Source organism: Lederbergia citrea (assembly GCF_018343525.1).
In the GTDB taxonomy this organism is placed as follows: domain Bacteria; phylum Bacillota; class Bacilli; order Bacillales; family Bacillaceae_C; genus Lederbergia; species Lederbergia citrea.
The window spans coordinates 202,028-228,192 of record NZ_JAGYPH010000003.1; the positions used below are offsets into that span (position 1 = coordinate 202,028).

Sequence of the window (26,165 nt, forward strand, 5' to 3'; positions counted from 1 at the left end):
CCCTAAAGAAAAGAGTCCTGTTTCCTTAGTTTTTTTGAGAGGGTAGCTAATAACCTCTACCGCAAAAGCGGATTTGTATTTAATTTCCGACTCTATTATACACATAAAGCAAGTCGCGGTGGTGATTTTACAGTATAAAAGCAACTTAAGGAATTAATTTCCTTAACTCCTCCGTCATTTGTTCCACTAATTCCGGTCTCCCATGGAATTGAGCCGGGGTATTCTGAAAAAGTTGGATATGCCATTTCCCTTCCTGCTTAACAACGACGAGCGTGTGATGTGTGTTCACTTTAGGATTAATATCATTTTGACCTGGAGGCACCATGCCTGCGATTGCACGCAAAATGGCTACATCAGAACCTAAAAAACGCACATCTTTCACTTTAGTTACAAATGGAGCTGTCGGATGACTTTCAAATATAGGGTGAAGATGCGAATATATCTCCTCACGCCCGATTGACTGACTCCCATCAAAGCCAATGCTTTCCCCATCCTCTATGAAAAGATCAGCCATTCCCCGGGCACTTCGGTTATTCCATGCGTCTATAAGTTGTTGATAGAGTACTTGAACTTCTATTGATTCAGGTGAGTTCATTTTGGTTCCTCCCTCGGTTTATTTATATCTTAGTGTACGAGTTTCCTTTTATCAATTACTTAAGATGACGAATTCGACGTGAAATTTACCAATTGCAACTACATAAATAGAGGAAACTAAGCTAAATAATGCTCTTGCAATTTTATAGTGATCGAACGCATCCCTACTCAACAATCGAGAGGGGGGCCTGCTTACAGCCCCTGAATGGAATGGGGAGTTCCTGCTGGAAGGATAAAAATCCCTATTTAGGGGACAACTAATTAAATATAAATTTAATAACGGTTGAGGGGAATATTACATGTCGCTCTTTTTCCGATTAAAAAGCAGAAATAGAAACGGTACCGTTAAGCAGCAGCAAGGTGCAGAACCTATAACAGCAGAATCTGACGTTCAGACCAGTTCCTTAGATAAAGTCAAAAAACTCGATGACCGTCTTCAATGGTATCGCGAACAATTAAATCTTTGTTCTGATGTCGTTTACCACACCTTTGTTGCCGGACCTAACCAACATTGTGCACTTATTTTTTTACAAGGTATGATTGATCAGAAAACAATTCAAGAAGAAGTTTTAAATAATATCCTGTCCCTAGACAAGTCGGAATCCTCAAAACAATTTTGTAATAAAATCTTTACTTTAAAACAATTTTCCGTTACAAATCTTAACGTGCTTACGACAATTCAAAAAGGATTGCAGGCAATTCTTGACGGACATGTCTTACTACTCGTTAATGGCGATCACAGAATGATTGAGTTTCCTTTCTCCTCTTTTGAAAAGCGTGCGATTGAAGATGCACCCAATGAAACAGTCATTCGTGGGCCGCGTGAAGCTTTTATCGAAGATTTAGGTGTCAATCTAACATTGCTTCGAAGAAATTTGAAAACAAAGAAATTCAAAACGGAATTGATGGAGATTGGAGCTGAGACAAAAACAAAGATTATCATTGCTTATTTGCATGGTGTTTGTGAACAGCAACTTGTGGATGAAGTCAAAATGAGAATATCTCAAATTAAAATCGATGGTGTATTGGGATCAAATTATATAGAGGAATATATTCAGGATAATCCGTATTCACCTTTCCCACAAATTCAGTATACCGAGCGTCCTGACACGGTATCATCTTCTTTATTGGAAGGGCGGGTAGCCATTATAGTAGATGGCACACCCATTGTTCTACTTGCTCCTACAACTTTGTTTTCACTGTTACAATCACCGGAAGATTACTTTCAGCGCTTTATAGCGGGCACTTGGATTCGCTGGATTCGTTATTTGTTCGCTTTTATTTCTTTACTGTTGCCCTCCTTTTATATTGCGATCACTACGTTTCATCCCGAGTTGATTCCCCCGGATCTACTCATTACAATTGCCGCTTCCAGAGAGGTTGTTCCCTTTCCAGCTTTTATTGAGGCATTTATTATAGAAGTTGCTTTTGAAGCGTTACGAGAAGCTGCCGTTCGTGTTCCAAAAATAATCGGTCAAGCGGTATCCATAATCGGAGCATTGATCATTGGGACTGCGGCAGTTGAAGCCGGAATTGTATCATCGTTAATGGTCATTATCGTTGCGGTAACAGGGATATCTTCTTTTCTTATTCCGCAATATGATTTAGGTTTAGCCTTTCGATTGCTTCGATTTCCTATTATGTTTTTGGCAGGGGGATTTGGCATATTCGGAATAGTATGTGGGATGATTTTTCTTTATTTGCATCTTATTAATTTGCAATCATTTGGTACACCTTATTTAAGCCCTGTCGCACCCCTAGATGCCAAGAAACTAAGGGATATTTTAGTAAGAGCACCATGGCCGATACTGAAACAGAAGCCTAATCGCTATCCAACCAAACAAATGAACTCTCGCAAATGGCGTATAAAGGAGGAGATCGATTGAAATGTTTAAACAACTATCAAAAAGCCCTGAAATTACTAATTTGCTTATTGTTAGCGTTGTCACTTGCCGGTTGTGGATCAGCGGTTGAATTAAATAAAAGATTATTTGTAAAAATGATTATTTTAGATAAAACTAAAAAAGGGATTGAGTTGACCCTTAATTCCCCATTGCCGAACCGGTTAATTCCTGGACGAGTAGCAGGAGGACAACCAGGTAAACCGTACAATTTTGTTAAGAGAGAGGGAAAAGACATTAGTGATGCTTTTCGCAAAATCCAGTCGGATTTATCGCGAGAAATTTCCCTTGGCCAAACAGATGTGGTTGTAATTGGCCGAGAATTGGCGGAAGAAGGGATTGATCCTGTTTTGGAATTTCTAGAACGCAATTCTTCATTTCACATAAATTCAAACCTGTTTGTAACTGCTGGAAAGGCTACAGAAATTTTACATTTTCCAGTAATTTATGAACGATTCCCTTCTGATATCATAAAAGCTTACGCCAATGAGCATGCCACCGTCGCTACCACGATAAAAGATTTTTTAGTGGCAAATTATAATGTGGGATGCGTGATGGCACCATTACTAAAATTTGGAAATACAACAGATAAATTTGAAAAAAAAAGATGGATGCGAAACGATGGAGCGGCCATTTTTAAGCGAGGTAAGTTAACAACAACTACAAATACAAAGGAAATGAGGGGAGGCTTGATGATTCTAAATCAATGGGAAAACAATGAAATTAGGATCCCTTCCCCTACAGACGGCAAGATTGTCAATTTTACCATCCATAAAGTGCACACCAAAATAAAGCCAATAGTCAAAGGCGACGAAATTGTGGTACATATTCAAAGTAAAGCAGATGCTAGCGTATTAGCATCAAACTCCAACATCAACTTAGAAAACACAAAACATCTAAAATTACTCGAAAAAAAACTTGATGCTGAAGTAAAAAAGTTAATCAACCAATCCATAGAAAGAACAAGAGAAGCTAAAGCGGATGCTTTTGGCTTCGGAAATTATATCTCATGGAAATATCCCCATAAGTGGAACGACATGAAGCAGAATTGGGAAGACATTTACAGTAACGATTTAAAAATAACTGTACAAGTAAATAGCTCCGTCAAATCGCTAGGGGCAGAAAGGGGGACTTTAATTAAGCGGAAAGGATCGGTAAAATGATTGGTATTGGAATCGTATTCGGGTGTATCATCTATTTCGAATGGAGCTATTTAAAACGGGAGAATTGTAAGCGACGTACCTTTCGAATTGTACTTAGTTTAGTGGTCTTTATATTTCTTAGCTTTGAGGCTCTATATTTTTTTAAGGAACAATGGACATTAAGCAGTTTCATTGAATTGATTTTCGAACCAATACAAAAGCACATGTTAATAAAATAATGAAATAGGAGTAACGATCAGATGGGACGAGTTACACAATTACAATTGTACATGTTGTTTTCTCAATTTCTTTTTACATCAATGATCGGTTTCCTCATTAATAAGTTGGTTCATGTATCCAATTATATGACCTGGCTTGCTTTACTATTAGGCAGTGTCGGTGGCCTGACAATTACTTATCTATCTTATCGTTTGGCAATCAAAAGACCGACCCAATTTTTCGTCCATTATGGAAAAGAGATTGTTGGCAAATGGGTGCATTATCCGCTCGTAATGATAATAATTTTTTCTTTCGTATTAAATGCATCAGTGATTTTACGTTCATTAACGGAGTTTATCATAGAAATATATTTACCAAAAACACCCGATTGGGCAATTGTGACCCTTTTTGGAATTTGCACCGCCTATGCCGTACGCTTCGGAATCCAATCGATTTTCCGGAGTGCACAAGGGATCTTTTTTGCAAGTATAACCGGAATACTTGTCATTCCTTTTTTGTTAGGCAATCAAATGAATTTCTCAGTTGCTTCTGCATTGATTACTCATTTTAATGTTAAAGAGATATGGAATGGATCTTATTTTGTAATTTCTATTTTCGGTGAAATGTCCTTAATTGTTTTCCTATTTCCGTATTTTGAACGTTCCCATAAAACTTTTAAATCCCTTGTCTGGGCATCAGTTACATCTGTATTTATTATATTAAGCAACCTTATTCCGATGATTTTGATTTTTGGAACTTCCTTAATATCTAACCTGACATACCCCGAACTAGAACTGACACGGTTTATCAATATTGGTACTTTTTTTAGGAATTTTGATGCATTGTTAATTGCCGGTTGGATGGTTAGCTTATTTATTAAAGTAAGTTTATTACTATACGTGGCGGCAATTGGTCTAGCTCATGTCTTCTCATTAAAAAGTCATAAACCTTTTTCATTATCAATTACAGCTTTAATGATCGGAGTATCTTTATATATGGCGGAATCAGTAACTGAACTTAATGAATTAATTACTCATGGCCTAGTAACCTTGATGATCTTTGCTGAATTGATTCCAGTCATTTATTTAGTAGTTGATAAGATGCGGTCTATTTAAACGAAACAAGGATAGTTTTCCTTTGTGTTAGCTTACACATTTTTTTGATCCGTTTTTGCAAAGCTCCAATAGATACACCTCCTTTATCTACCTTCGCCATATTATATTAAACAAGCTAGGTACCCTTAAAAATCCTCTAGTCTTAGGAGTTAGATCCTGATGTTGGGACCCCATTTATTTTCACTCTCTCATTCTCCACGATTTCTAACATCAATCAACTGAAAACGCTCGCAAACAAGAGGCATATCCTCGGAAAATTAGGTGTCAAAGTTAGGTGTCAAGTTAGGTGTCTGACCCCCAGTACGGTGATACGTTACCTCACTGGGGGTCAGACACTCGCTTTTAAAACACGCCCCTTAATCTTCCTTTTGATATTTAATATCTACAAATCTTAGTGCAAATAATGCTATTACTGCTGCTACGATAATATAGGCACTAATGGCGTAACCGCTATCAAATGTATGAAGAAGATAGGTAGAAATTAATGGAGCAAATCCTCCTCCAATTACACTTCTTAACATAAAGGTAATAGCTGAACCACTATATCTTAGATGTGCAGGAAAACTAGAAGCAATGACTGGAGCCAATGGTGCCCACATTGTAGAGTGAATGATAAATGCCACAATAATTGCAAGGAAGATTAATCCTGTACTTTTCGTATTTAATAAGTAGAAAAATGGTATTGCCCAGAGAATCAGTAGTATGTTGCCAAATCCGAGAATTTTTTTAGGATTTATTTTATCACTGACATACCCAGTTATAAAGATAGATAACACCGCTATCATTGCACCTACTAGTGTGGCGTTAACGAATATTGATTTATCTAGACCTAAATGTGTGATTCCGTAGGTCGTGGTATAAAAAGCAAACACGCCAAAAGCAATATCGCTACTCACATTTGAAAAAACTCCGGATAACACTTGTTTAGGATGTTCCTTAAATACCGAAACAAAAGGCAATTTCGGCATTTCTTTTTCATTAAGCACTTTTTGGAATGAAGGAGTTTCCAATAAATTAACCCTGATCATTAATCCTAGAATGACCAAAACTAAACTAAGAATAAACGGCACTCTCCAACCCCATGTTGAAAAGCTATCGCCAGAAATGGCTATAAAAAGGGATGTTACTGCAGTTCCTAAGATTAATCCAAGCGGCACCCCAATTTGAGGCAAAGTGGCCATAAATCCTCGATTTTTCTTAGTTCCCCACTCCATTGAAATGAGAACAGACCCAGGCCATTCCCCTCCAATGGCAACTCCTTGGACGAATCTAAATATTGTGACTAATATAGGCGCCCATATCCCTATTACAGCAAAACCTGGTAATAAACCAATAAGAACGGTCGTTATCCCCATGATAATTAACGTTGCTATTAAAGAAACTTTTCTACCAATTTTATCCCCTAAATGCCCAAACAAAATTCCGCCCAACGGTCTTGCAATATACCCAATGGCATATGTTGAAAAAGTTAATAAAGTAGCAACATATGCATCGTGCTGCGGAAAAAATAATTGTGGAAAAACAATAGCAGCCATGGTTCCATAAAGGAAGAAGTCATACCATTCTATTGTTGACCCTAAAACACTTGAGATACCGGCAATTTTTTGTTGCTTACCGTGATCAATATGTACCGTTTCGGTATTTTGAACAATCTTTTCGGCAAAATTACTCATAAACATTCCCCCTATAATCCTTGTTTATATAAATGCGATACTCGACTGGCGAACACGGGAACTTTTTCACGAATTTCTTTCGTTTCTTCAATATTAATCGATATAGATAAAGCTTCCTCATCCGTAGTGGATCCTTCCAATAACGTGTCTCCCCACGGGTTAACAACCATGGAACTGCCCCCAAAAGTATCATTTTGATACGAACCAACGTTATTGCATGATACAACAAACATTTGATTTTCGATGGCGCGGGTTATTTGAATGTTTTTCCAATGGTTAAGTCGGGCGATTGGCCATTCCGCGACGATAAATAATACTTCGGCTCCTTCTAATGCAAGCGGGCGGATAATTTCAGCAAAACGCAGGTCATAACAAATAATGAGTCCCATCTTCATGCCTTCCAGTTCGAAAACTTCAGGAACGTTTTGACCTCCCGCTAAATATTTAGGCTCGTTTAGCATTGGGACCAAATGAACTTTATTATATTGATAAATGGTTTCGCCCTGTCGGTTGATGACAACCGCTGTGTTATACACCTTTCCGCCAACCTTATTGGCAAACGATCCTCCTATAATATTAATATTAAAAGATTTAGCCATTGTTTGAAGAAATGGTACGGTGGGGTTACCATTATAGTCGGCATGAAGATGGATGTCCTCTAAGGTGTAGGATGTTGTCCACATTTCCGGCAGGACAATCAGATCTGGCTTGGAATTCTCTACCTCCTTTTCAATCCACGCATGTACTTTCCTATGATTTTCCGACGGATTACCAGGGACAATTTCCATTTGATAGATTGATATTTTCATATGTTACGCCTCCACATCTAAACGGGTAATTGCATATTCTGCATGTATTTCATCATTACGAACCTTATCGATGAAGGCCATTTTGAATCCAGATCCGTATTTAAAACCTTCTAATAGCGGTACTGTTCCCGAGAAGACGACACTATTTTTCTTCAATGCATTCTTTTTCTTAAGGAAGCTGCTTATTTCATCCAAAGGAATGATTTCGTTAATCTTTGCTCTCTGATAATCCTGCCACTCACCATCTATATGTACTTGGGAAGTTAAAGTAAGGTCATCCCAGTGATCAATGACATCATTAAGCTTCCACGCTTTTTGAGCAATCGGTTTATCGCAAATTTGTTTTGATTGATTAATATCGATGGTTTCCAATGAGCGATCAGTATGATCACTTCCAACAGTGATATATACATCATCATCTGAATCGCCGAATACTAAAACAATTTCCGCTTCACCACTTGATTCACCACCTAAAACCTCAATTTCCTCCGTCTGATTCAAACTGTTTTTGCGAACCGGGTAAAGGGTAGGAATTTCTTCAGGACGCGGCACTCCGATTTTCTCTAATTCAACAATATGTTCCATCGTTTTTTCTATATTGCGGCCAGCATAGCCAATGCAATAAACATGATTAACTTTTATTTCTTTTTCCTCATTGTTGATCGTTAAGGGTAGCGATATCATTTTCATCATTTCCTCCTCCAATGTCTGTTAGCGTTTTCATTTATGCCGAAATTTTTTTATTTGCCTTCAACTATGGCAATGGATTCCTTTGTTTTCAACAAATGCTTCTCCATTAACTCTGTTGCTAGATTCACATTCATAAGCTTTAGTGCTTCTACAATCTGCATATGTTCTTCGATGACTTCTTCCATTCTGCCAGATTTCGCTAAGGCCTGATGTCCGATCAATCTTGACAAATCATATAGATTCAACAATATATCTCCTAGTAAATGCTGTTCAGCAAAGAAAATAATTTTCCGATGAAATTTTTGATCCAACTCGATAAATTCAATTCGATTATTGTTCAGCATTGCTTCTCTCTGCAACTCGATTATTTCTCTTAATAATTGAATTTGATTCGGTGTAATAAATGGGATAACCTTTTTTAATCCCTCTGTTTCAATGGAAATGCGGAGAAAAATAATTTGATCCTTCTCACTAGGGGTGATTTCCCGAACCTTCAATCCTTTTCGGGGCACGGATACGAGCAACCCGTCTTTTAATAAATCTCCTACTGCTTCGCGGACCGGAGTTCGAGAAGTATTGAGGGACTGTGCGAGGATTGTTTCGGTAATAATTTGATCCCGTTTTATATTCCCATTGAAAATTGCATTCTTTATTTCGTCATAGACGATTTCTTTAGTGGTCTTTACCTTTTCAATAGGGTTAACATTTAGATTTATCAATCTTGATTCACTCCTATGTATGATGTATACACTATACAGAGTACATAGAATTTTGCCAGTTGTCAAAGTACTTTTATACTATTTATCACACTATTTCCATTTTACGGACAATTGCCCTTCTTAGGGCTTTTCTGCAAGACAAACCATTCAATGTCTACTGTTAATACCAATAACTTCATGTTTCCCTGAAGGTAAATAACTAAAAAAGCCGCTTTGGGTTACCCCAAAACAGCTTTCGTTATTTTTCTCTAAAATTTCATTCTTGACGAAATATATTCCCATGCTTTTATATATCATGTTCTACATGTAGCTCCTTTCCAATACCCCCCCCACTATTGACAATTGCCACGACCTAAAAGATTATATTTCTAAATATTAAGAATCAATTGACATCAAATATACCCTCGTCTATCATAGAGAACAACTAATAATTCGTCATTCGTTCTATTAAAAACACATTTTCAGAAGGGAGATTTCTAATTAGATTTGATTGGCCTTTTATGGAATAAAATCAGAGGGAAAGGTGTGATATTAATAATGAGATACATAATGAAAAAGAGTGTTCTATCAATCATAAGTGCGGCCTTTATTTTAGCGGCTTGTGGCAGTAATTCCGCATCGCCTTCATCCGAATCAAAACCAAACGAAAAAGATGAGCAATATACGATTGGCGTGACACAAATAATGGAGCATCCAGCACTGAATCTTGCGCATGAAGGTTTTCAGAAGGCGCTTGAGGAATCCGGATTGAATGTTAAGTATGACGTGCAAAATGCTCAAGGTGATAATAGCGCCAATGACACGATTGCAACTAACTTTGTTGGTGCAAATGTGGATCTTATTTTCGCTAATTCAACACCGAGCGCTCAAGCAGCATTAAGCAAAACTACTGAAATTCCAATTGTTTTTACATCAGTAGTCGATCCAGTAGGTGCTGGATTAGTAGCTTCAATGGAAGAACCTGGCGGTAATGTAACTGGAACGAGTCACCATCATCCAGATTCAATTGCTAGAACTTTGAAATTCATTAAAGAAGAATTGGGAGCTAAAACAATCGGTACAGTCTACAACGCGGGAGAGCAAAATTCGCGTGCCCAAATTGATAAAATCAAAATACAGATGGATGAACTTGGATTGGTGCTGAAAGAAGCTTCTGCCTCCACAACGGCCGAAGTGAAACAAGCAACGGAATCTATTGTAGATAAAGTAGATGTGCTTTATATCGTCACGGATAATACAGTTGTAACAGCATTTGAATCAGTCGTATCCGTCGCAAACGATAATAAAATCCCACTAATAGCGGCCGACATTGATTCACTTGATCGTGGTGCCTTCGCCGCATTTGGTGTCGACTTTTTCGAAGTTGGTCACGAAGCTGGAGAAATGGCAGTCAAGATCTTAAATGGAGAAAGCAAACCATCTGAAATAGCTGCTCAACCACCCAAAAACCTAAAATTTGTGATAAATAAGAAGACAGCTGACACGATTGGGGTTGAAATAAAGCCTGAATGGAATGCGGAGATTCTTGATTGATTAGTGTAAGTTAGGTGCCAAGTTAGGTGCCTGTCCCCCAGCACGGTGATGCTTTACCACACTGGGGGTCAGACACTCGCTTTCCCGATTCATTTACAAGAGACTTCATCATTATTTTTTCAATCGTCGGAATATCAGCAGGTGCCCAATCTAAAGAGGTTAACTCAGTCGGCAGCAACCACTTAATGGCTACATGCTCGGTTAAAGCAGGTTGCCCCTCAATCAGTTTGCAATGAAAAGTCGTCAAATGAACTATTCCAAAAACATATTCATAGGCTGTTTGCTCAACTTGTTCCCCTATTTCTATTTTGCATTGCATTTCTTCACTAATTTCCCGATGCAATGCTTCTTGTGGAGACTCGCCTTCTTCAATTTTCCCGCCAGGAAATTCCCATTTCAATGGTAATGATTTCGATGGTCCTCTTTGAGCACATAAGATTTTTTCGTTTTCGGTGATTACGGCTCCCACGACAAAAATATGCTTTTTCATTCATCATCCCTGCACTTCTGGATTTTTTAAATACTAACCATAGTCTTTCCCTGTTTTTCCTTCAGCTGCTCAAACAATTTCTCCACAGTGCCAATTCCCACATTCTCATATTTAGCAAGAATGACGAGTTCTCTCGGCAATTGTCCTACAGTAAAAATTTGATCATCTGTCAGTTGCCTAAATAAACTTGGACTACCAGGAAATTCAGCTGTAGTGAGAGGTATTTTAGATAGCTCTTCTGTAACAACAATATGGGCTGCTTTATAAAAGAAGAATAGTTCCCCTGGACGCTCGATCGCTAATTTCCTTCTTACTTTTTCCTCTTCGATGTAGACGAGAAGTTCCTCGAAAAAGTTTTCATCATTTCTTTCGTTATAACGCTTTACATGTTTATGTAATCCTTCTATATTATTAGGCAATTCGCTCATAATACGTGCCTGCTGTTCTGCACCAAGTTTAATGAGGAATCTCTCTGATTTATCAAATCTTTGTGGCAGCAGGAAAGCATCGCGGAGAAAATAAGGAACCTCTATTTCCTTATCCTGATGAGTAATCTTTCGAATTGTAGTAAATCCGGGTAGATCGTGTTCGGGGATAGGAGGGCCGATCGTTTCTGTTTCTTCTTCTTCAGCAGGTTCACTTTTACCTTGGAGTGTTTCAGTTAATAGCTTTTCAAGAATTTTAAGCTTCTCTTGAATTTCCGCCATATCATGTGTTTCATTCCTGTAAGCTGGGTCTTGATATTCCGGCACAACCATTTCTACCGGCCCGTATACCTCGACGTACCACTTAACTATGATATAGATAGCTTCCCACGATAAAAGAGATTCAGAATATCGAAACCTCCGTACATCATGCGCCGCTTTATTCCCAATAAGTCGAACATGATGAAGGGCATCTCTTATTTCCGGAATCAAATAGCCCTTTTCATCCAATAGATCAATGCAATCCTTCAATGTCATATTTGGATAGAAATCGAGTCTTTCCTCCTGAATGACTTGTTTCAAAATTGCTTCGACAAACGTTCTTGAATGAGTGAGCATGGTCCTCGGGCTTAAATAAATACTAAATTCCAGTTCACGAGCTAAATAAGCCAGTTCTTTTGAGATAGATTCTATGAATTTATAAAAATAGGGTTGGTGTGATTTCATGGTGTTCTCGCTTTCTGTGAAACTTTTTTAATTATATTATTTTAACATTATTGTGGTTCTTTTGTATGAGGAACCCTTAAAGCCCTTTAGGAATTGCTTATCACTCTAACATTCACTTTATTCATTTACATCAATCAACTGAAAATGCTCACAAACAAGAAGCATATCCTCGGAAAATTCAATCCCATGTTTACTTAATTCATTTGTAAAAAATCGTACATGAATGTCTTTCCAATTTTGATACGTTCCATCCCCCTCGGCAACCGCAAATTCCTCTGTCACCTCATTCATTGGTACCAGCTTAACTTCAACGGTCTTAATAATAGCAACTGGTTTGTTGTTGCTATTCAAAATAATGCTGTAATCTTCAGTTGTCGGCAAAGGTTCGTTCTCTAGTTCATAAAAAATATGACCTGAACACGTGGCTGTTTTCACACCATCGATGACAAGCTGTGCAAGCTCGTCGGGGGTATCCCCGAACTGCCAGGCAGTGACGGATGACGGCTTGGCAGCATTACCCCAATACTCGTTCCAATATGTTTTTGCGGATTGGTTCATTTTTAAAACATCCTCTCTAATAATTATAATTTTCGCATAGTTAGCCGCATGATAAGCCATACGTCTATCATCTATCACTTTAGAATTGTATTATCAAATCTCTTTCTGACTTTCTAGAAAGTGGGTCTTACTAGCAAAATCTAATTCTATAATTAACTAGTTTCTGGGCATAACCTTCATGTATTAATACAGGTACCACATAAGGTGCCATAGCAAATTTAATTACTGCATACTCCTAATCCTCAATAAAAGATTTCTTTCCAATAGATTTTAATGCTCTTTCTAGCTTTTCAGTATCCATAAGTCCGCCTCCATATAGTTATTACAATTAGAATAACATGAAAGTGTGCAGCCGTGTTTTAGCAATTTTACGGCTAACAATCGTGTCTAATTCCGATCGGCTAAATTGTACCTATCATATTTTTTCAGTTATTCAAATATACACAAACTATTTCAAAGATAATCAAAACTTAAAGCAAGTAGCTGAGTTAAATAGAGTATTTGAAAAGGGGCTAATAATTACGGTGGGTTTAATAGAAGTGTGACAAGGGCACTCTAGTCACCCATGCACTTCTAGGTCATTTCCCCTATGGCTTCTAGTATCAAAAAATATTAAATGATATAATAAATTGAGTATTACTACTAGTTTTTTAAAAAATAATATATCTTTAGGTGATAAAAATTGAAAGAAATTAGAAGAAGAGAAATCGAACTGTTAGCAAAAGTATGCCACAAACATGATATCTCTACTAAATTAGCAAAGGAACTTATCCGTTCTGCTGAAAAATATTCGTATGAGAATGTTACACAAAAAACCAGAACTAACGAGTATGCGGACTTAATCAAGCAATTTATAAATAATCCACAATAGGGTGAAATTAAATGATATTGAAGAAGCTCGTGTTTGACAGTTATAAAACATATTATGGTCAGCAAGAAATAGATTTATATATCCCGAAGGAAATTAGGGAGGAAAAAGGTCAAAACATTATTCTTCTCGGAGGACTTAACGGAGCTGGGAAAACTACCATTCTTAAAGCAATTATATATATATTATTTGGAAAAAGAGGAATGAGTGAGACCGAGTATAAAAGATTATTTTCCAACGTCATAAATAACACGTTTTTTGATGAAGGCGGACGGGAATGTTCCGTTTCATTAATTTTAGAAACCGACTCTGGAGAAGAATGGAATCTTAAAATTAAATGGTATTTTGATAAATCGAAAAGGATGACACAGGAAGAACGGGAATTATCTATTAAAAAACCTGGTACAAGAATTCCTAAACATGCACGGATTGAAAATATTGAAGTATTTAATAAATTTATCGATAGAATCATTCCTTATCATGCTGCACCCTTTTTCATTTTCGATGGTGAAGAAATTAGAGATGTTATTTTACGGCAAAATAGTCAAGAAATGAAGGATGCTATTCATAAAATTTCTGGTATGGAAGCATATAAACAGCTTTTATTGGATTTGAATAGTTTAAAAGATTCACTTGAAAATAAATTAGCTAAGTCAGTTAGCCAGAAGGCAATAGATAGCGCAAGAACACAATTGGAAAAAGCAAAAGAAGTTATAATTGATTTAGAGAAAAAGGATGAACATTATCAATCCCATATCAGAAATTACGAAAAATTAATCTATGATGCGAAGCTTGATCGTAATAATAAAATAACCAAGAACTCTAAATCAAGAGAAGTCTTCATTAAAGAACAGACTAAATTAGCTACTCAACTCGAGATTACCAAGAAAAATTATAATGACTTTCTAAATAATAATTTATTAATTCTTATTTTAAAAGATAAAGTTTTAAATCTTAAAGAGCAATTAAGATTAGAGAGTGATTTAAATCATAAGCGAATTGTAAGAGATGCTTCATTAACTCCATATCGAAATTTTATCAATCAGTTATTAAATAAAAATATTACTCCTCCATTAACTCAAGAACAGCTAGAACAAATTACAAAGTTAGGTGAGGAGATTTGGGTTGAAGAGAACAAAATAAAAAATGAAATTCCAACTAGCATTCGGGAAATTCACGATATTTCAAAGAATGACTATAATTATTTAATCAACCTACCTTTGAAAGACAAAATACAATTATCCACTTTCGTTAATGATATCGAAAGACTCACACAGAAAATGGATGAATTAGAGAAAGAAATACGGAATGCCCCTGAAGCTATAAATGTAGATAAAGAAGATGAAAAAATAGATCTATTAGTAAAAAAGCTTAGTGAGTATCAGCTTAGAAAGAAAGTAGTTTCAAAGAAGTTGAGGGCTGCCTATGAAGAAAAGTCGACACTAATGAACAATATTACAAGAATGGCAGGACTAGACGAGAACGTGGAAGCATTACAACAGCAAAATAAGGATGTTTCCAGAACAATTAAAGCAATGGAGCAATATGTTAAAGAGCTTACAGATATGAAAGCGAACTTTATAAAAGAAGAGTTTGCAAAAATGTTGCAGCGATTATTTAGAAAGCAAGATGAGTTCGGCAAGATAGAATTTGATATTAACACATATACAATTCGTCTATATAATGATCGAATGCAAGAAATTAGTATCCATGATCGTTCAGCTGGGGAATTACAAATGATTTCATCGGCTTTAATTTGGGCTTTAACCAAAGCTTCTGATTTATCATTACCTATGGTAATAGATACTCCGCTCGGAAGACTTGATAGCTATCATAGAAACCACCTAATCAACTATTATTATAAAGAGCTTAGTGATCAAGTAATTATCCTTTCCACGGATACGGAAATTACTGAAGAATACATTAAGCTTATGAAAAATCACTCCTATAAACAATACATGCTTGACTATAATGAATCAAAGAAATATACCATTGTCAGGGATGGATATTTTAACTTCATAAAAAGGTGATATTATGGCAAATAGAAGAATGACTTTATCCGGGGAAGGTAAGATACTTTTAGATAAGATTGCTGACTCACTAGATATTGAAAGACCTATGGCTGTCAAAGTTGCACTTGCAAAAGGAATTGCAACATCTAATGGCCCAGTCCAAGATATTATCAATGATAGTCAACCAAAGTGGACGATACCTGATAATATTATTAAAGATAAAGAGTTTTTATTGTTTAAGCATTTAATAATAAATGAAATAAATTCTCCTTTAAATGAGGATGAATTACACAAACATATGCTAGCATTTATTGAAGTGGGAGTACGGAGACTTAACGAAGATTTAGAAAGTAAACCCTCAATTGAAGACTTCAGACTAAGTATCATCTAAAAGAAAGTCCCACCATTTTAGGTGGGACTTTTTTTACATTCTTTCAGAAAGTGAAGTAATATTTACTACTGTTACAGTTGAATGAGATAATTCGCCATTATCTTTTAAAATAGGAGCATGAACAATACATTGCCCTTTTTTCAAAGTAGCTAGTTTATTCTCCCAAATCTTTTTCTCTTGATTATCCTTTGTAAAGCTAGCAGCTATATTAGATAATTCTTGCTCAGGAGGTGAAAAATATACTTTCTCTGATGAGTTTTGTAATCTTGCTAATTCATCTGCATCAAGTTGAGATCTTAAAAATTGTGTAGCATACCAGGCAGACCATCCAAATTTCCTTCCTTCCGTTAATATCCGTGCTGAAGGAGATTTCTCCGTATGATCTAGGTTTTGCGCTTCATCCATTATCACAGGCATAGGTTTGTCCTTTGTACCATATTTAACGGAGTAATTCCACAAATCCCAAAGTATAAATTCCGTAATAATCAATTGAACTTCTCTTGGAAATCCTGTGAGTTGAATAATAAATATTTCTCCATCACTCTCTACTATATCCTTCCAGTTCAGTGTATTTTCACTACTAAATGGATTTCGGTCTATCAATTGCCTTATTTGAGATAAAGCAGTTTTAGCGTAACTTGAACCATCTTCTTCAAGTAATTCTCTTAATTTCTCTAAATTCATATCATTAAAGCGATCTAATCCATTTAGAATTGCTTCATAGATAGCATTTAACTGTTGGATTCCCAACGATTTATAGACTGATGCAAATACACCTCTTATTCTTTCAGCTACATCAGTATTTGATTCTTCTAATTGAATACCACCAATATCTCTAATATTCTTTTGGAAAGGATTAATTGGAAGTTTCTCACTATAAATTATTTTATGCTTTAATTTATCTCCAAGATATTCAAGAAACTCAGGTTCCAACTGATTAGGCAAAAAACCTTCAGTATAATCAATAACAATACTAGGAATACCTGCCTTTGATTTTTCGAGTAATAAACATTGCATAAAGTAAGTCTTTCCTTGACCAGATTTACCTGATATTAATAAATGCCTGTTCGCAAGACCTTTATTTCCATATTCCCAATATATTTCACGAGTAGAGTTTTCAGCTTGCCCTATTTTAATTCGAACCTTATCTAAAGGAGGATGACTGATTGAATTCGAATGATCACCTGGTAATCTTTCTCGGTTAACTGGTTCTGGGTCTTCAATAGTTTTAACTTCTTTAGGAGTTGGACTATCTTCTACCACCTCTAACCCTTCTCCGGAATCGATCTTAATCTCTCGCTCAGGTTCAGGTGTATCATTTTCAGTTGGCGGTACATTATCAACTTTATATAAATTATTTTCCTGCTCTTTTCGAGGCGGGTTTTCAGTATCATTATGCGTATCTATTATTTTGATATCATTTGATCTCTTATACAAATACGAAAGCATTTCTTCTTTAATAAAGTCATTTGGTTGTTCTTGAACCCAATCTCTCAAATCTTTAATTGGTTTTACCAATCCCTCGTATCCATCTCGCTCTGTAAGATTGAGCAATAATACATCCTCTTCAATTTCAGCACTCCGGAAGATTGCTTCTTTTCTAAAGGATAAGGTTGCCCCTTCTCCAATATAATCTTTTAAGTTATTAGAAATCTTATAATCATCAAGTAAAAGACTTTCTATAACTTCCTCTGATATCTGATAGTCTTTTTCCACCCAGAAGTTACCTTGTTCTAGCTTTTTGGCATTAGCCAATAAGAGCTGGGTAAAAAAGTTTCTATAAAATCTACCAGCGAACAAGTCCCCTGTTTGCCCAGTCAACGTGTTAATTAATAGATCTTTTGTTTTTTGTACCTGTATTTTAGCTTTCTCTAGTACTGTTCCGTGATTGATGCCAATTTTCACCTCTATGGGGTAGAAGTGTAACGAGATGTCGCCATCCATATTTTCTAATCCAATCAATAAAAGATCGTCACTATGACTACCTTTAACACCAAGGTTTTTCGCCGTAAAAATTCCTTCGGACTTATTTAAACCGACAGCTCCAGCTACTCGCAAAACTTCCTCCAATGAAATTGGAACCCATAAAACATTTGGATGATCCAAATATGATAAGGAATATTTTATTGCAGAAATAATGCTTAATTTTTCTCTATCATAATGACCTTTACTTCCTATAATTCTAAGTAACCATTCACCGTTAAAGGTGTTAAATGCTTTAATGGTTGCATCGACGTTTTCATCAGTGCCATCTACGTCTTTCATTTGTAAAAATTCCTTAATAACAGCAAAATATTGTGATGATTTATCCGTAACTGTAATAGCATCATATCGACTTGAGGACGAGTATTGATCGCTATAATGAATAACAACTAAATTTCCTTCATATTTGTTAAAGAACTCCAAATCAACATGTGGGTCAACAAATGTCACCCAATACGATGATTGAAATATTCTTTCTAATAATTCCTCATCTGTAGTTGCTGTTCTAGAAAATATAGCTTCACCTTTTCTATAGCTATCATTTCCACCATTTTTGACATTTACCGCTAATTCATTTACATAATACGCTACGCTAGTTAAATAATTTTCAGCGAACATACTGTATGCCTTAGTTCCGAAACCACTTTTGTAATTCTCTTCATCTTTCATCGAAGGAACACTAGAGTAAATTCCTTCAATAGCTTTACCAGTCATCATTTTTTCCATAGGTTGTATTGCATGCGTTTCCTGTGCGTACATTTTATAAAATGAAATATGCGCATACCTGAAATCATTATTTAGATCACTTTTATAAAAAACTAAATTAGACCTTATTGCCCTTAGTATTTCTTCAGATTCCAAATCCTTTACAACGAGCTTCATATCGAATGTATGTTCAAATTCTAAGACACTATCAGTCAATGCAAATTGGTCAAATGAGCTTTCACTGTCATCTTCATTGTATAGAGTAACCTCTATCGGCTTTAATTTATAAATGCCTTCCCTTTTAATCTCATTAAACATCCATTGTAAAATACCCTTTAATACTTCTTTATCATTAACGATATTAATTATATTAATTTGCAAAGGAGCATGTGATGTATCCATGAATAAGTAAGAGAAATGCTCCTTAAATTGCATTATTTTATCATTTACAACTTTGGCTAAATACTGATTTGCATCTGAAACAGATATTTGATTTACTGGTTTAAATATTAACCACTCTATAGCAGCTTGTTGATGCTCTGGTTTATATAACGTATCATTTCCATCATATAAGAAAGGAATTAATGGCGCTGGATTAAGCCTATTTAATATACTATTATCAATATCTTCACTTTGTAATAGTTCATATACTTTTAATTTGAATGCAACCATCAATGGGTGAAAAGGGGTGAAATAAAGCATATTATTCGACCAGATAGTTCCTAGCTTAAAGAGGTCTCTCCCTTTTTTTCCGGCTGGATGCCCATCTTTAAAACTTTTAATTTCATTTTCATACTCATTTATATAATCTAATGCGCGTTTTTTATAATCAGCTGTTACAGCACTTAAACTCGGGATAGAATTATTAATTTTAAAATACGTAATAAATCTACTATATGCTTCTCTTAAATTATCACTTAGACTCAATTCTTCAGCATGCAATAGGTCAGATTCATATTTGGCACTTCTATATCCATCGGTAACCCATAAGTGTTCCCATTCAAAAAAGCTTTTATATTCTGGATGAAAATAAAACTCCCGGTTTCCTAGAATTAAACGATTATTTTCCTTTATCCATTCTATATCCTGGCTATTTTCACGGATAAGTTTCCAAATACGTTGACCAGTAATTGGAATAGATTCCGGTAAATCATTTTTCAAAATAAAGGGGACAGATACCTGTTCATAATTAATATTAATCTTTAACTCGTCTTCGTCGTTAAATGCCTCTGGAAGCGGAGTAATAATCAGCTGTTCGTCTTGTGTTAGATGAACTTCCTGATTATCTTCGGTAATTTCCATTATCTTTTGACTTATTTTATCCCCAAAGATTAATTCATCCTCTTCAAATTGTAATTCGATACCCTTAGACGGATTAATATTATATTTTGCTTTATATGCATCTAGAAAAATCGGTTCAAAAGGAACAATTGCTATAATAAACTCTGCTCCAAGAGCGGACTTTTTATCATGTTTATATACAAACCTAACAAATGTTGCTTCATTCTTGTTTGGAGTAATCTTTGCATTTATATTACTAGTTTTTACTTCAACTTTAAGTTTTTCCCTAAAAGGATTTGGAACAGTAAGAAATTCGTCTGACAAACTTTTTATTGCTCCACTCAAATGGAATGATGCTTGAATTTCAATTTCATCTTTTTTCTCTTCATTAAAAATAACAATATGTCTTTTTCTCTGGCCTGCAGCTTTTTCGTTATGAGGCTTATCCCAGTACTTTAAACCTCCTAAAACCCTAAATGTATGCAGCTCTACTTTTTTCTTTTTATTATTTTTTAAATAATCTTGGTGATATTTATGAACTTGGGTAAAAAGTGTGTCTTTCCATTGTTCTTTTATTAATTCCCTGGCTCCTTCAGGCGAGAATCTTTTTTCTAATTCTTCTTCATTAAGACCAAATTCATGAATTCTTCTTACATGATCAAAAAATTCACGGTTCTCTCTCAAGCGTTCCTTTTGATCTCTGCCTTTAAAAGTTGCTAAGTCTGGGTCTCTATATAACCCAAATTTATGATAATCAGCATCCTGAATAGCACCCTTTTGTAGGGTTGTAAAAATATCTTCAAATTCAAAAAAAGTTATTTTCGTTAATTGTTGTTCTTGAATTAAGTTTTCTAAGTTGTCTAACAAAATAATTTGGTCTACTTTGTCCAAATTACTGCTATCTATTTCTTCTTTTAAATTCTTAAAAAGTGAGTTAGGATGTAACGGCATTCCTTCCTTTTGCAAGTCGCTGCTTCCACCTTGAATAGAATCTAATTGTTCAGCTACTATACTTATTAACGCTGTATTTTCCCAAACACCTTTTTGTTCACCTACCAAATTTCTTAAGGTAACAAGAAAATCTGGCTTAACAACGTCCGATGTATGAGCAACAACTAATTTAACTTTTCCAAAGGAAATTGAAAATGTTTTATATTCATCGCCTAGTTCGTGCTTGTATACAAAAGGCTCTACTCCTGTTACTTCCTCAAGTGCTTGTGAAAATTGTGCAACATCAGACTGTCTATCTAAATAGAGAGAGAAACGCTCTCCTGATTTAATACCATTATGATTAAAGTAATCTGTCAATAAAGATGCGACATAGTTATAAAATTGGTTTAACATATTGAGCATCACCACTATCACTTTTTTTGTCGATAATATTAAGATTATTAAATAATGTTATAACTTCTTTCTTTGAGTGCATATCTAAGGCCACTCCTCTTTTTTCAAATTCAATGAATAAATCATTAAGCGGAATGCGCTTATCCTTTACCGAAACTGCCGTTAAAATCAATAAAAAGTCTTGTTTAAGGTTAAATACCTGGCCTAAGCTTCCTCGACTTTTAATAAACTGATTTGCACCTAAGTCTTCAATATTTCCACCATATTTTTCAATTACACCTTGACTCATACCTTTAGTTAAACAAGAATGCAAAACTTCAAATGCCTCAGGTATATTTGTCGAATTATCTACTACATTAACCTTTGCCCACGTAGAATAATCCTTAATCCATTGTTTAAGCTCTACTAAAAAGTTCTTCTCATATTCTTCTCCCTGCTCTTTAATAAGGGAATAGAGTTCGCCATAAGGAATGAAAGGGAGAGTCTGTTCTTCCTCTTTCAAATTATTTTGATGAATAGAATTATGGTTTAGTTGTGAAATAGTATGAATATGCGGAAAGAGATTTTCCGACTTTTCTTTAATATATTTAAAATTCTCCACTCCATCCGCTGCATTTCTACGTTTATTCAGAGATTCCCCGTCTAATCCAAAATATAATGGCTGTATTTCGTTGAAATCTGCACTAGTGAATTGTTCAAACTTAAATATTAACTGACAAGCATACATAAAAACATAGTAATGCGTAATTAGTGGAAATGAAGTTAAAAAATAATCTTTATGCTTACTTAAATAAACAAGATCTTCCTGAAACAATTTTGATAAGCTTGGTAATAGTGGTTCATATTGTTGTTCTTTCAATGGTTTCTTTGGCTTCAAGGCATCTAATTTCGTTAAAATAACCTCAGTTAAGATATCCTCCGATTCTTGATTGTTGAAAACAGTTTTTATTTCCTCATTATCGTTAACAAATGTTTCATTCATAAAAACAGCATATTTACCAAACTCATTTTTAAGGTTTTTTTCTAATTCAATATAATTATATAAATAAGGATGTATTGGATTAATTTTATCCTCGTTAAATAAGTGAGCATCTAAAAATCGCTTAAAATCATACATATCATCTTGGTTTTCATACTCAATAGTGCTAGCTATCAATTCACTTAATTCATTACCTTCATATGACAAATCATCTTTATTTTTAAGATTTGAATTATTTAGCTGCAAACAGCAAATATTCCGTACAAATTCACCTAAGATTTTATTAAATTGTCCTCTAACAGCCCTTGTCCTTTTGGATAGGAACGGTAATACCTCTATTACATCGCCTGTATCATGTTTGTTCTTTTGGTGTAACAAGTCCTTCAAGTATTGTCTATTTAAGGTTTGAATCATTTTAGTACTCCCTTTCAAATACAAACGCGCCAAAATCATCACGCTTTAGAAGATAATTTTTATTGTCATGAGGGAAATGTATTAAAATTTCATTTTTCTTTTCGCCTATGGCCATGAGTCTATCAATAAATTCAATAAATTTAATAGCATCTTCTTCATCATTCTTATTAGGTCTATATCCTTCCTGAACTTTAGTTAAAAGGTCATAAAGCGGAAAGTCTATATCCAAATAAATTTTGTTTTTTCTTACTTCATCATCATATGCCAAAACAATTGTTGATTTAAAAGAGTCTAATATAGTTTCAGTACTAGAAGGTAAATGAGCTATTGATGGTTTAATATTAAGTTTTTGAGCAATACGATATTCATCAACAGGTTTATTCATATAAATATAGTCTTTTTTCAAGTTTCCTTGCCATTTATATACAGATGATTTTATTTCATCATAAAACTCTTTTATTTTCTTTTTATCTCCGATATTAAAAGCATATACATTTTCCAAATATGTCTTCATACTATTATCTGCAATATTATTTGCAAATTTTGGATTCGTAAGAAATACAATTCTAATGAAGGATTCAATAAATACATTAAGAGAATGGTCCGCAAGCCCATTTTTCTTTAAAAATGGAATGAGCCAATTTGGGGCTGTATGCGATAGTTCATAATCATTAATAATTTTTTCCCTATCATTAAGCGTATTTAGGTCTACTATTATTTGATCAATATACTTGGATCTCTCATGTATGGGATCAAGATCGGCCATAGCATGTAATATTTCTGATCGTTCGCTTCGATTAAATATGAGATAAGGCAATGATGATTCTAAAACTTCAAATTCATTGGCTAGTTTTAGATTCTCTACATCCCCAGGAATCAATATATCAGCAATAAAATTCATAAATGCGCGGGCCGATATAACAAGCTTTTTCCTTACTATTGTCTGGATAATTAACTCAACAATTTGTTCTCTCACAAATTCATCCTGTAAGAATCGAAAATTTTCATGTACTATCGTAATATGATTGTTCTTTTCATCCTCTTTTAGTGCTAAATAGAAGGGGTTCCTATCAGATTCTTCAACTATTTTACTTAATAATGAAGAATAAAAATTTGATCTTGCCCCTTCTTCAGTTAATTCATACGAATGATAATCTCCAAAGCTCAATAGGTCAAAGTAATTATCACTGTATGTAGTTGTGATATTTTGAGTAAATAGACCACTTTGTTCTACAAAATCTTTTAAAATACTATAAGAATATTTTTCATGAGATCGGTTAACAAAATTATGAAGAACCCCCATATTTATAGCTAAGATGACCTTATCATTAGATTCATGTATTTCTTCATCTGAAAAACCCTTTAATACTTCCTCTAATGTCTCCATAGCATTTTTATTGGGAGAGAAGCTCTCGGTAGCATCATTAAAGATAGTATAATCATTAATTAGTTGCGGTTTTTCTTCTTTGATATATGCTAGTAAATGGGATTTTCCATCACCAACGCTTCCACACAAAAGAATGAGGCTGTTTTTATTGCCTTCACGATTACTGTTGAGTATTTTCTCTAGGTCTAATTGTATTTTGCGGTCAATGTGGAGGTATTTTTTAAACGCGCTAAACTGATTAGCATTCTCAATCGCCTCTTGTGAAGAATCTTTTAATCGTGTAAGCTCTCGTACTAAATAGCTTCGGCCTTTTTCTATGTCCTTATTTAATACTGGAGACTCTTCATTACTTTTAACATTATCATTGTCATCCTTTACTTCTACTTCCGATTTTTGCTTTTCACCACTTAATAAGAATTCTTGACCTTTTAGTTTATCGGTACCCAATAATCGCATTATTTGATCTCTCACAATATCTTTAATATCATCCATACTTTCATTTTCTTTAGGTTTTGGCATTTCATATTGAGGAACCATTAATTGTCCGCTATAATAAACTTCATAAAACCAAACACCTAATTTATACATTTCTTTATGCAATTTATACGCTGTAGCAATATCGTTAAATGTTCCATCATGTGCAGCCTTATTTCCTGCTAATCGGATCGTATCAAACGATTGCTGAATATCTTTTTTAATAATTCCGTATTTAGCCAGATAAGAAATCCTTTCAAATAAAGATGTTATGTATGGTTCATTAATTTCCTCTAGTTTAAAGACTTCATTTAAAATTTCCTCCGCAAATAACCGAGCTTTCACTATTGCGCTGCTAGGATCTGTAAACATTAAGTCTTCCATTAATTTTGCATTATAGGCTGCAACTGAGTTGATTTTTTCTATAAAACTCAAAAATCCTTCGTATTGAGCACTCAAAATCATCATCTCCGAATATCTTCTATTTATTACTTCTATCATACTATTATCCTAATAAATATTGAAGTCACTCTCCAAATTACCTACTAGTAATTGTTGCATAATTATTGTAATAGTCCAAAGAAAAGCTTATAATTTTCATAATAAAGTACGTACGTAATAAGGAGGAATGTATATGGATTCATCATTTTGTTATAACTTTCCTGCCCTCAGAGGAATACAAGCTGAAAAAGAATATTTTGTTGCAATGTGTCCTTTAAGGATAATTCCGAAGATCTTTTTATTTGATGAGGAAGAAGTACCTCCAGAATATCGAGCACAACGGATTCTTAATAAAGCTAGAATTCCAGACATAACGAACTATATTATTGAAAACCAACGTGATTATGTTTTTTCTTCTATGACTGCTTCAATAGATGGAGAAATTAATTTTATACCTTTCAGTGATGAGCCTTCGCTCAAAGATCTAGGTCAACTTAGAATTTCTTTGGATTCAAGATTTCTAATTAACGATGGGCAGCATAGAAGAGCAGCCATTGAAGAAGCATTAAAGATTTCACCCGAACTTGGAGACGAAACTATTTCTGTTGTTTTTTTTCATGATAAGAATTTAAAAAATTCACAGCAAATCTTTTCAGATTTAAATAGACATGCTGTAAATACAACTTCCTCTATTGGAATTTTGTACGATCATCGTGACCGATTGGCTTTGGTAACGAAAGATATTATTATTTCTATACCTATGCTAAATCGATATACCGATAATGAAAGAGTTTCACTATCAAAAAACTCTCCAAAAGTTCTAGCATTAAATCATATATTTAATACTAATTTGAAATTATTAGGGAAATCAAAAGGCGATAAAATTACTAATTCAGATGAACAATTTTTAAAAGAATATTGGGCTACATTGTGTGAAGCTATTACAGAATGGAAAATGATTCTAAACAAAGAACTTACTCCTCGGGAGCTACGTGTTAACTATATTGTTGGGCACGCAGTGTTTTTTGAGGCTTTGGGAATTTTGGGTTATTACCTTAGAAAATACCACGAAAATGAATGGAAAGATTATATAAAAGATTTATCTAAAATTGATTGGAATAGAGCGAACACAAATGATTGGCTGGGTCGCGCCTTTAATCATAGCGGAAGAATACAAAAGACCTCACACACTATCCAATTAACATGTAATAGGATTAAACAATTAATCAATTTACCATTAACAGATGCTGAGCAAGTCTTAGAAGACAAATACTTCCAAGGAGTTAACTAGA

At 34.7% G+C, this 26,165-nt stretch carries 18 protein-coding genes and 1 pseudogene; 8 read left to right on the top strand and 11 right to left on the bottom strand.

What is annotated here, in order from left to right; all coding sequences use genetic code 11:
• Positions 1–145 precede the first annotated feature (145 nt).
• Complete coding sequence (locus KHA88_RS15495) at positions 146–595, bottom strand: SgcJ/EcaC family oxidoreductase (protein ID WP_213122425.1); 450 nt, start codon at positions 593–595, stop codon at positions 146–148.
• Between the two features lie 298 nt (positions 596–893).
• On the opposite strand from KHA88_RS15495, the gene KHA88_RS15500 reads away from it, so the two are divergent.
• From KHA88_RS15500 to KHA88_RS15510, 3 genes are all read left to right on the top strand, one after another.
• Complete coding sequence (locus tag KHA88_RS15500) at positions 894–2,480, top strand: spore germination protein (protein WP_213122426.1); 1,587 nt, start codon at positions 894–896, stop codon at positions 2,478–2,480.
• Entirely contained in the window at positions 2,477–3,658 is a 1,182-nt protein-coding gene (locus tag KHA88_RS15505; protein WP_213122427.1) for a Ger(x)C family spore germination protein, read from the top strand. Before KHA88_RS15500 ends, KHA88_RS15505 begins: the two co-directional genes overlap by 4 nt.
• Before the next feature lie 239 nt (positions 3,659–3,897).
• Entirely contained in the window at positions 3,898–4,971 is a 1,074-nt protein-coding gene (locus KHA88_RS15510; protein ID WP_213122428.1) for a GerAB/ArcD/ProY family transporter, read from the top strand.
• Positions 4,972–5,327: 356 nt separating this feature from the next.
• Here KHA88_RS15510 and KHA88_RS15515 read toward each other — a convergent pair whose 3' ends face one another.
• From KHA88_RS15515 to KHA88_RS15530, 4 genes are read right to left on the bottom strand one after another with little or no spacing between them, the layout of a single operon-like run.
• Positions 5,328–6,644 carry an MFS transporter gene (locus KHA88_RS15515; protein WP_213122429.1) on the bottom strand — a complete coding sequence of 439 codons (1,317 nt, stop codon included), beginning with the start codon at positions 6,642–6,644 and terminating at the stop codon, positions 5,328–5,330.
• 11 nt (positions 6,645–6,655) lie between these two features.
• Positions 6,656–7,453 (bottom strand): carbon-nitrogen family hydrolase, encoded by a 798-nt coding sequence (locus KHA88_RS15520; protein ID WP_213122430.1) that lies wholly within the window; start codon positions 7,451–7,453, stop codon positions 6,656–6,658.
• Between the two features lie 3 nt (positions 7,454–7,456).
• On the bottom strand, positions 7,457–8,143 hold the full coding sequence (locus KHA88_RS15525; RefSeq protein ID WP_213122431.1) for a DUF2848 family protein: 687 nt from the start codon (positions 8,141–8,143) through the stop codon (positions 7,457–7,459).
• A 50-nt stretch (positions 8,144–8,193) separates the two neighbouring features.
• Positions 8,194–8,862: a GntR family transcriptional regulator gene (locus tag KHA88_RS15530; RefSeq protein WP_213122432.1), complete on the bottom strand. Its 669-nt coding sequence runs from the start codon at positions 8,860–8,862 to the stop codon at positions 8,194–8,196.
• A 537-nt stretch (positions 8,863–9,399) separates the two neighbouring features.
• Here KHA88_RS15530 and KHA88_RS15535 point away from each other — a divergent pair.
• Positions 9,400–10,395, top strand: coding sequence for an ABC transporter substrate-binding protein (locus KHA88_RS15535; protein ID WP_213122433.1), 996 nt, complete (start codon positions 9,400–9,402; stop codon positions 10,393–10,395).
• 94 nt (positions 10,396–10,489) lie between these two features.
• On the opposite strand, the pseudogene KHA88_RS15540 reads toward KHA88_RS15535, so the two are convergent.
• The 3 genes and pseudogenes from KHA88_RS15540 to KHA88_RS15550 all read right to left on the bottom strand — a co-directional run.
• Positions 10,490–10,885 (bottom strand): annotated as a pseudogene (locus KHA88_RS15540) ((deoxy)nucleoside triphosphate pyrophosphohydrolase); the annotation flags it as partial.
• Positions 10,886–10,911: 26 nt separating this feature from the next.
• Positions 10,912–12,036: a DUF4145 domain-containing protein gene (locus tag KHA88_RS15545; RefSeq protein ID WP_213122435.1), complete on the bottom strand. Its 1,125-nt coding sequence runs from the start codon at positions 12,034–12,036 to the stop codon at positions 10,912–10,914.
• Positions 12,037–12,153: 117 nt separating this feature from the next.
• Entirely contained in the window at positions 12,154–12,594 is a 441-nt protein-coding gene (locus KHA88_RS15550) for an ASCH domain-containing protein (RefSeq protein WP_213122594.1), read from the bottom strand.
• 682 nt (positions 12,595–13,276) lie between these two features.
• On the opposite strand from KHA88_RS15550, the gene KHA88_RS15555 reads away from it, so the two are divergent.
• The 3 genes from KHA88_RS15555 to KHA88_RS15565 are packed head-to-tail and all read left to right on the top strand — an operon-like array spanning position 13,277 to position 15,865.
• Positions 13,277–13,465 (top strand): DNA modification system-associated small protein, encoded by a 189-nt coding sequence (locus tag KHA88_RS15555; RefSeq protein WP_213122436.1) that lies wholly within the window; start codon positions 13,277–13,279, stop codon positions 13,463–13,465.
• Between the two features lie 11 nt (positions 13,466–13,476).
• Entirely contained in the window at positions 13,477–15,492 is a 2,016-nt protein-coding gene (gene dndD / locus KHA88_RS15560; protein ID WP_213122437.1) for a DNA sulfur modification protein DndD, read from the top strand.
• A 4-nt stretch (positions 15,493–15,496) separates the two neighbouring features.
• Positions 15,497–15,865, top strand: coding sequence for a hypothetical protein (locus KHA88_RS15565; RefSeq protein ID WP_213122438.1), 369 nt, complete (start codon positions 15,497–15,499; stop codon positions 15,863–15,865).
• Positions 15,866–15,898: 33 nt separating this feature from the next.
• Here KHA88_RS15565 and dptH read toward each other — a convergent pair whose 3' ends face one another.
• From dptH to dptF, 3 genes are read right to left on the bottom strand one after another with little or no spacing between them, the layout of a single operon-like run.
• Entirely contained in the window at positions 15,899–21,178 is a 5,280-nt protein-coding gene (gene dptH, locus KHA88_RS15570; RefSeq protein WP_213122439.1) for a DNA phosphorothioation-dependent restriction protein DptH, read from the bottom strand.
• The gene (gene dptG, locus KHA88_RS15575) at positions 21,159–22,571 is read right to left on the bottom strand and encodes a DNA phosphorothioation-dependent restriction protein DptG (protein WP_213122440.1); all 1,413 of its coding nucleotides are present in this window, start codon (positions 22,569–22,571) and stop codon (positions 21,159–21,161) included. The genes dptH and dptG overlap by 20 nt, the downstream gene beginning before the upstream one ends.
• Before the next feature lies 1 nt (position 22,572).
• The gene (dptF, locus tag KHA88_RS15580) at positions 22,573–24,933 is read right to left on the bottom strand and encodes a DNA phosphorothioation-dependent restriction protein DptF (protein WP_249313247.1); all 2,361 of its coding nucleotides are present in this window, start codon (positions 24,931–24,933) and stop codon (positions 22,573–22,575) included.
• Between the two features lie 133 nt (positions 24,934–25,066).
• Here dptF and dndB point away from each other — a divergent pair, with 133 nt between their 5' ends.
• A complete protein-coding gene (gene dndB, locus KHA88_RS15585; protein ID WP_213122441.1) occupies positions 25,067–26,164 on the top strand; it encodes a DNA sulfur modification protein DndB in 1,098 nt (365 codons plus the stop codon).
• Position 26,165 lies beyond the last annotated feature (1 nt).

Coding starts and splice junctions, on each gene's coding strand:
- KHA88_RS15500 (WP_213122426.1), top strand. CDS start 894: ATGTCGCTCTTTTTCCGATTAAAAAGCAGAAATAGAAACGGTACCGTT.
- dptH (WP_213122439.1), bottom strand. CDS start 21,178: ATGTTAAACCAATTTTATAACTATGTCGCATCTTTATTGACAGATTAC.
- KHA88_RS15495 (WP_213122425.1), bottom strand. CDS start 595: ATGAACTCACCTGAATCAATAGAAGTTCAAGTACTCTATCAACAACTT.
- KHA88_RS15545 (WP_213122435.1), bottom strand. CDS start 12,036: ATGAAATCACACCAACCCTATTTTTATAAATTCATAGAATCTATCTCA.
- KHA88_RS15510 (WP_213122428.1), top strand. CDS start 3,898: ATGGGACGAGTTACACAATTACAATTGTACATGTTGTTTTCTCAATTT.
- KHA88_RS15525 (WP_213122431.1), bottom strand. CDS start 8,143: ATGAAAATGATATCGCTACCCTTAACGATCAACAATGAGGAAAAAGAA.
- dptF (WP_249313247.1), bottom strand. CDS start 24,933: ATGATAGAAGTAATAAATAGAAGATATTCGGAGATGATGATTTTGAGT.
- KHA88_RS15550 (WP_213122594.1), bottom strand. CDS start 12,594: ATGAACCAATCCGCAAAAACATATTGGAACGAGTATTGGGGTAATGCT.
- KHA88_RS15535 (WP_213122433.1), top strand. CDS start 9,400: ATGAGATACATAATGAAAAAGAGTGTTCTATCAATCATAAGTGCGGCC.
- KHA88_RS15520 (WP_213122430.1), bottom strand. CDS start 7,453: ATGAAAATATCAATCTATCAAATGGAAATTGTCCCTGGTAATCCGTCG.
- dndD (WP_213122437.1), top strand. CDS start 13,477: ATGATATTGAAGAAGCTCGTGTTTGACAGTTATAAAACATATTATGGT.
- KHA88_RS15515 (WP_213122429.1), bottom strand. CDS start 6,644: ATGAGTAATTTTGCCGAAAAGATTGTTCAAAATACCGAAACGGTACAT.
- dptG (WP_213122440.1), bottom strand. CDS start 22,571: ATGATTCAAACCTTAAATAGACAATACTTGAAGGACTTGTTACACCAA.
- KHA88_RS15565 (WP_213122438.1), top strand. CDS start 15,497: ATGGCAAATAGAAGAATGACTTTATCCGGGGAAGGTAAGATACTTTTA.
- dndB (WP_213122441.1), top strand. CDS start 25,067: ATGGATTCATCATTTTGTTATAACTTTCCTGCCCTCAGAGGAATACAA.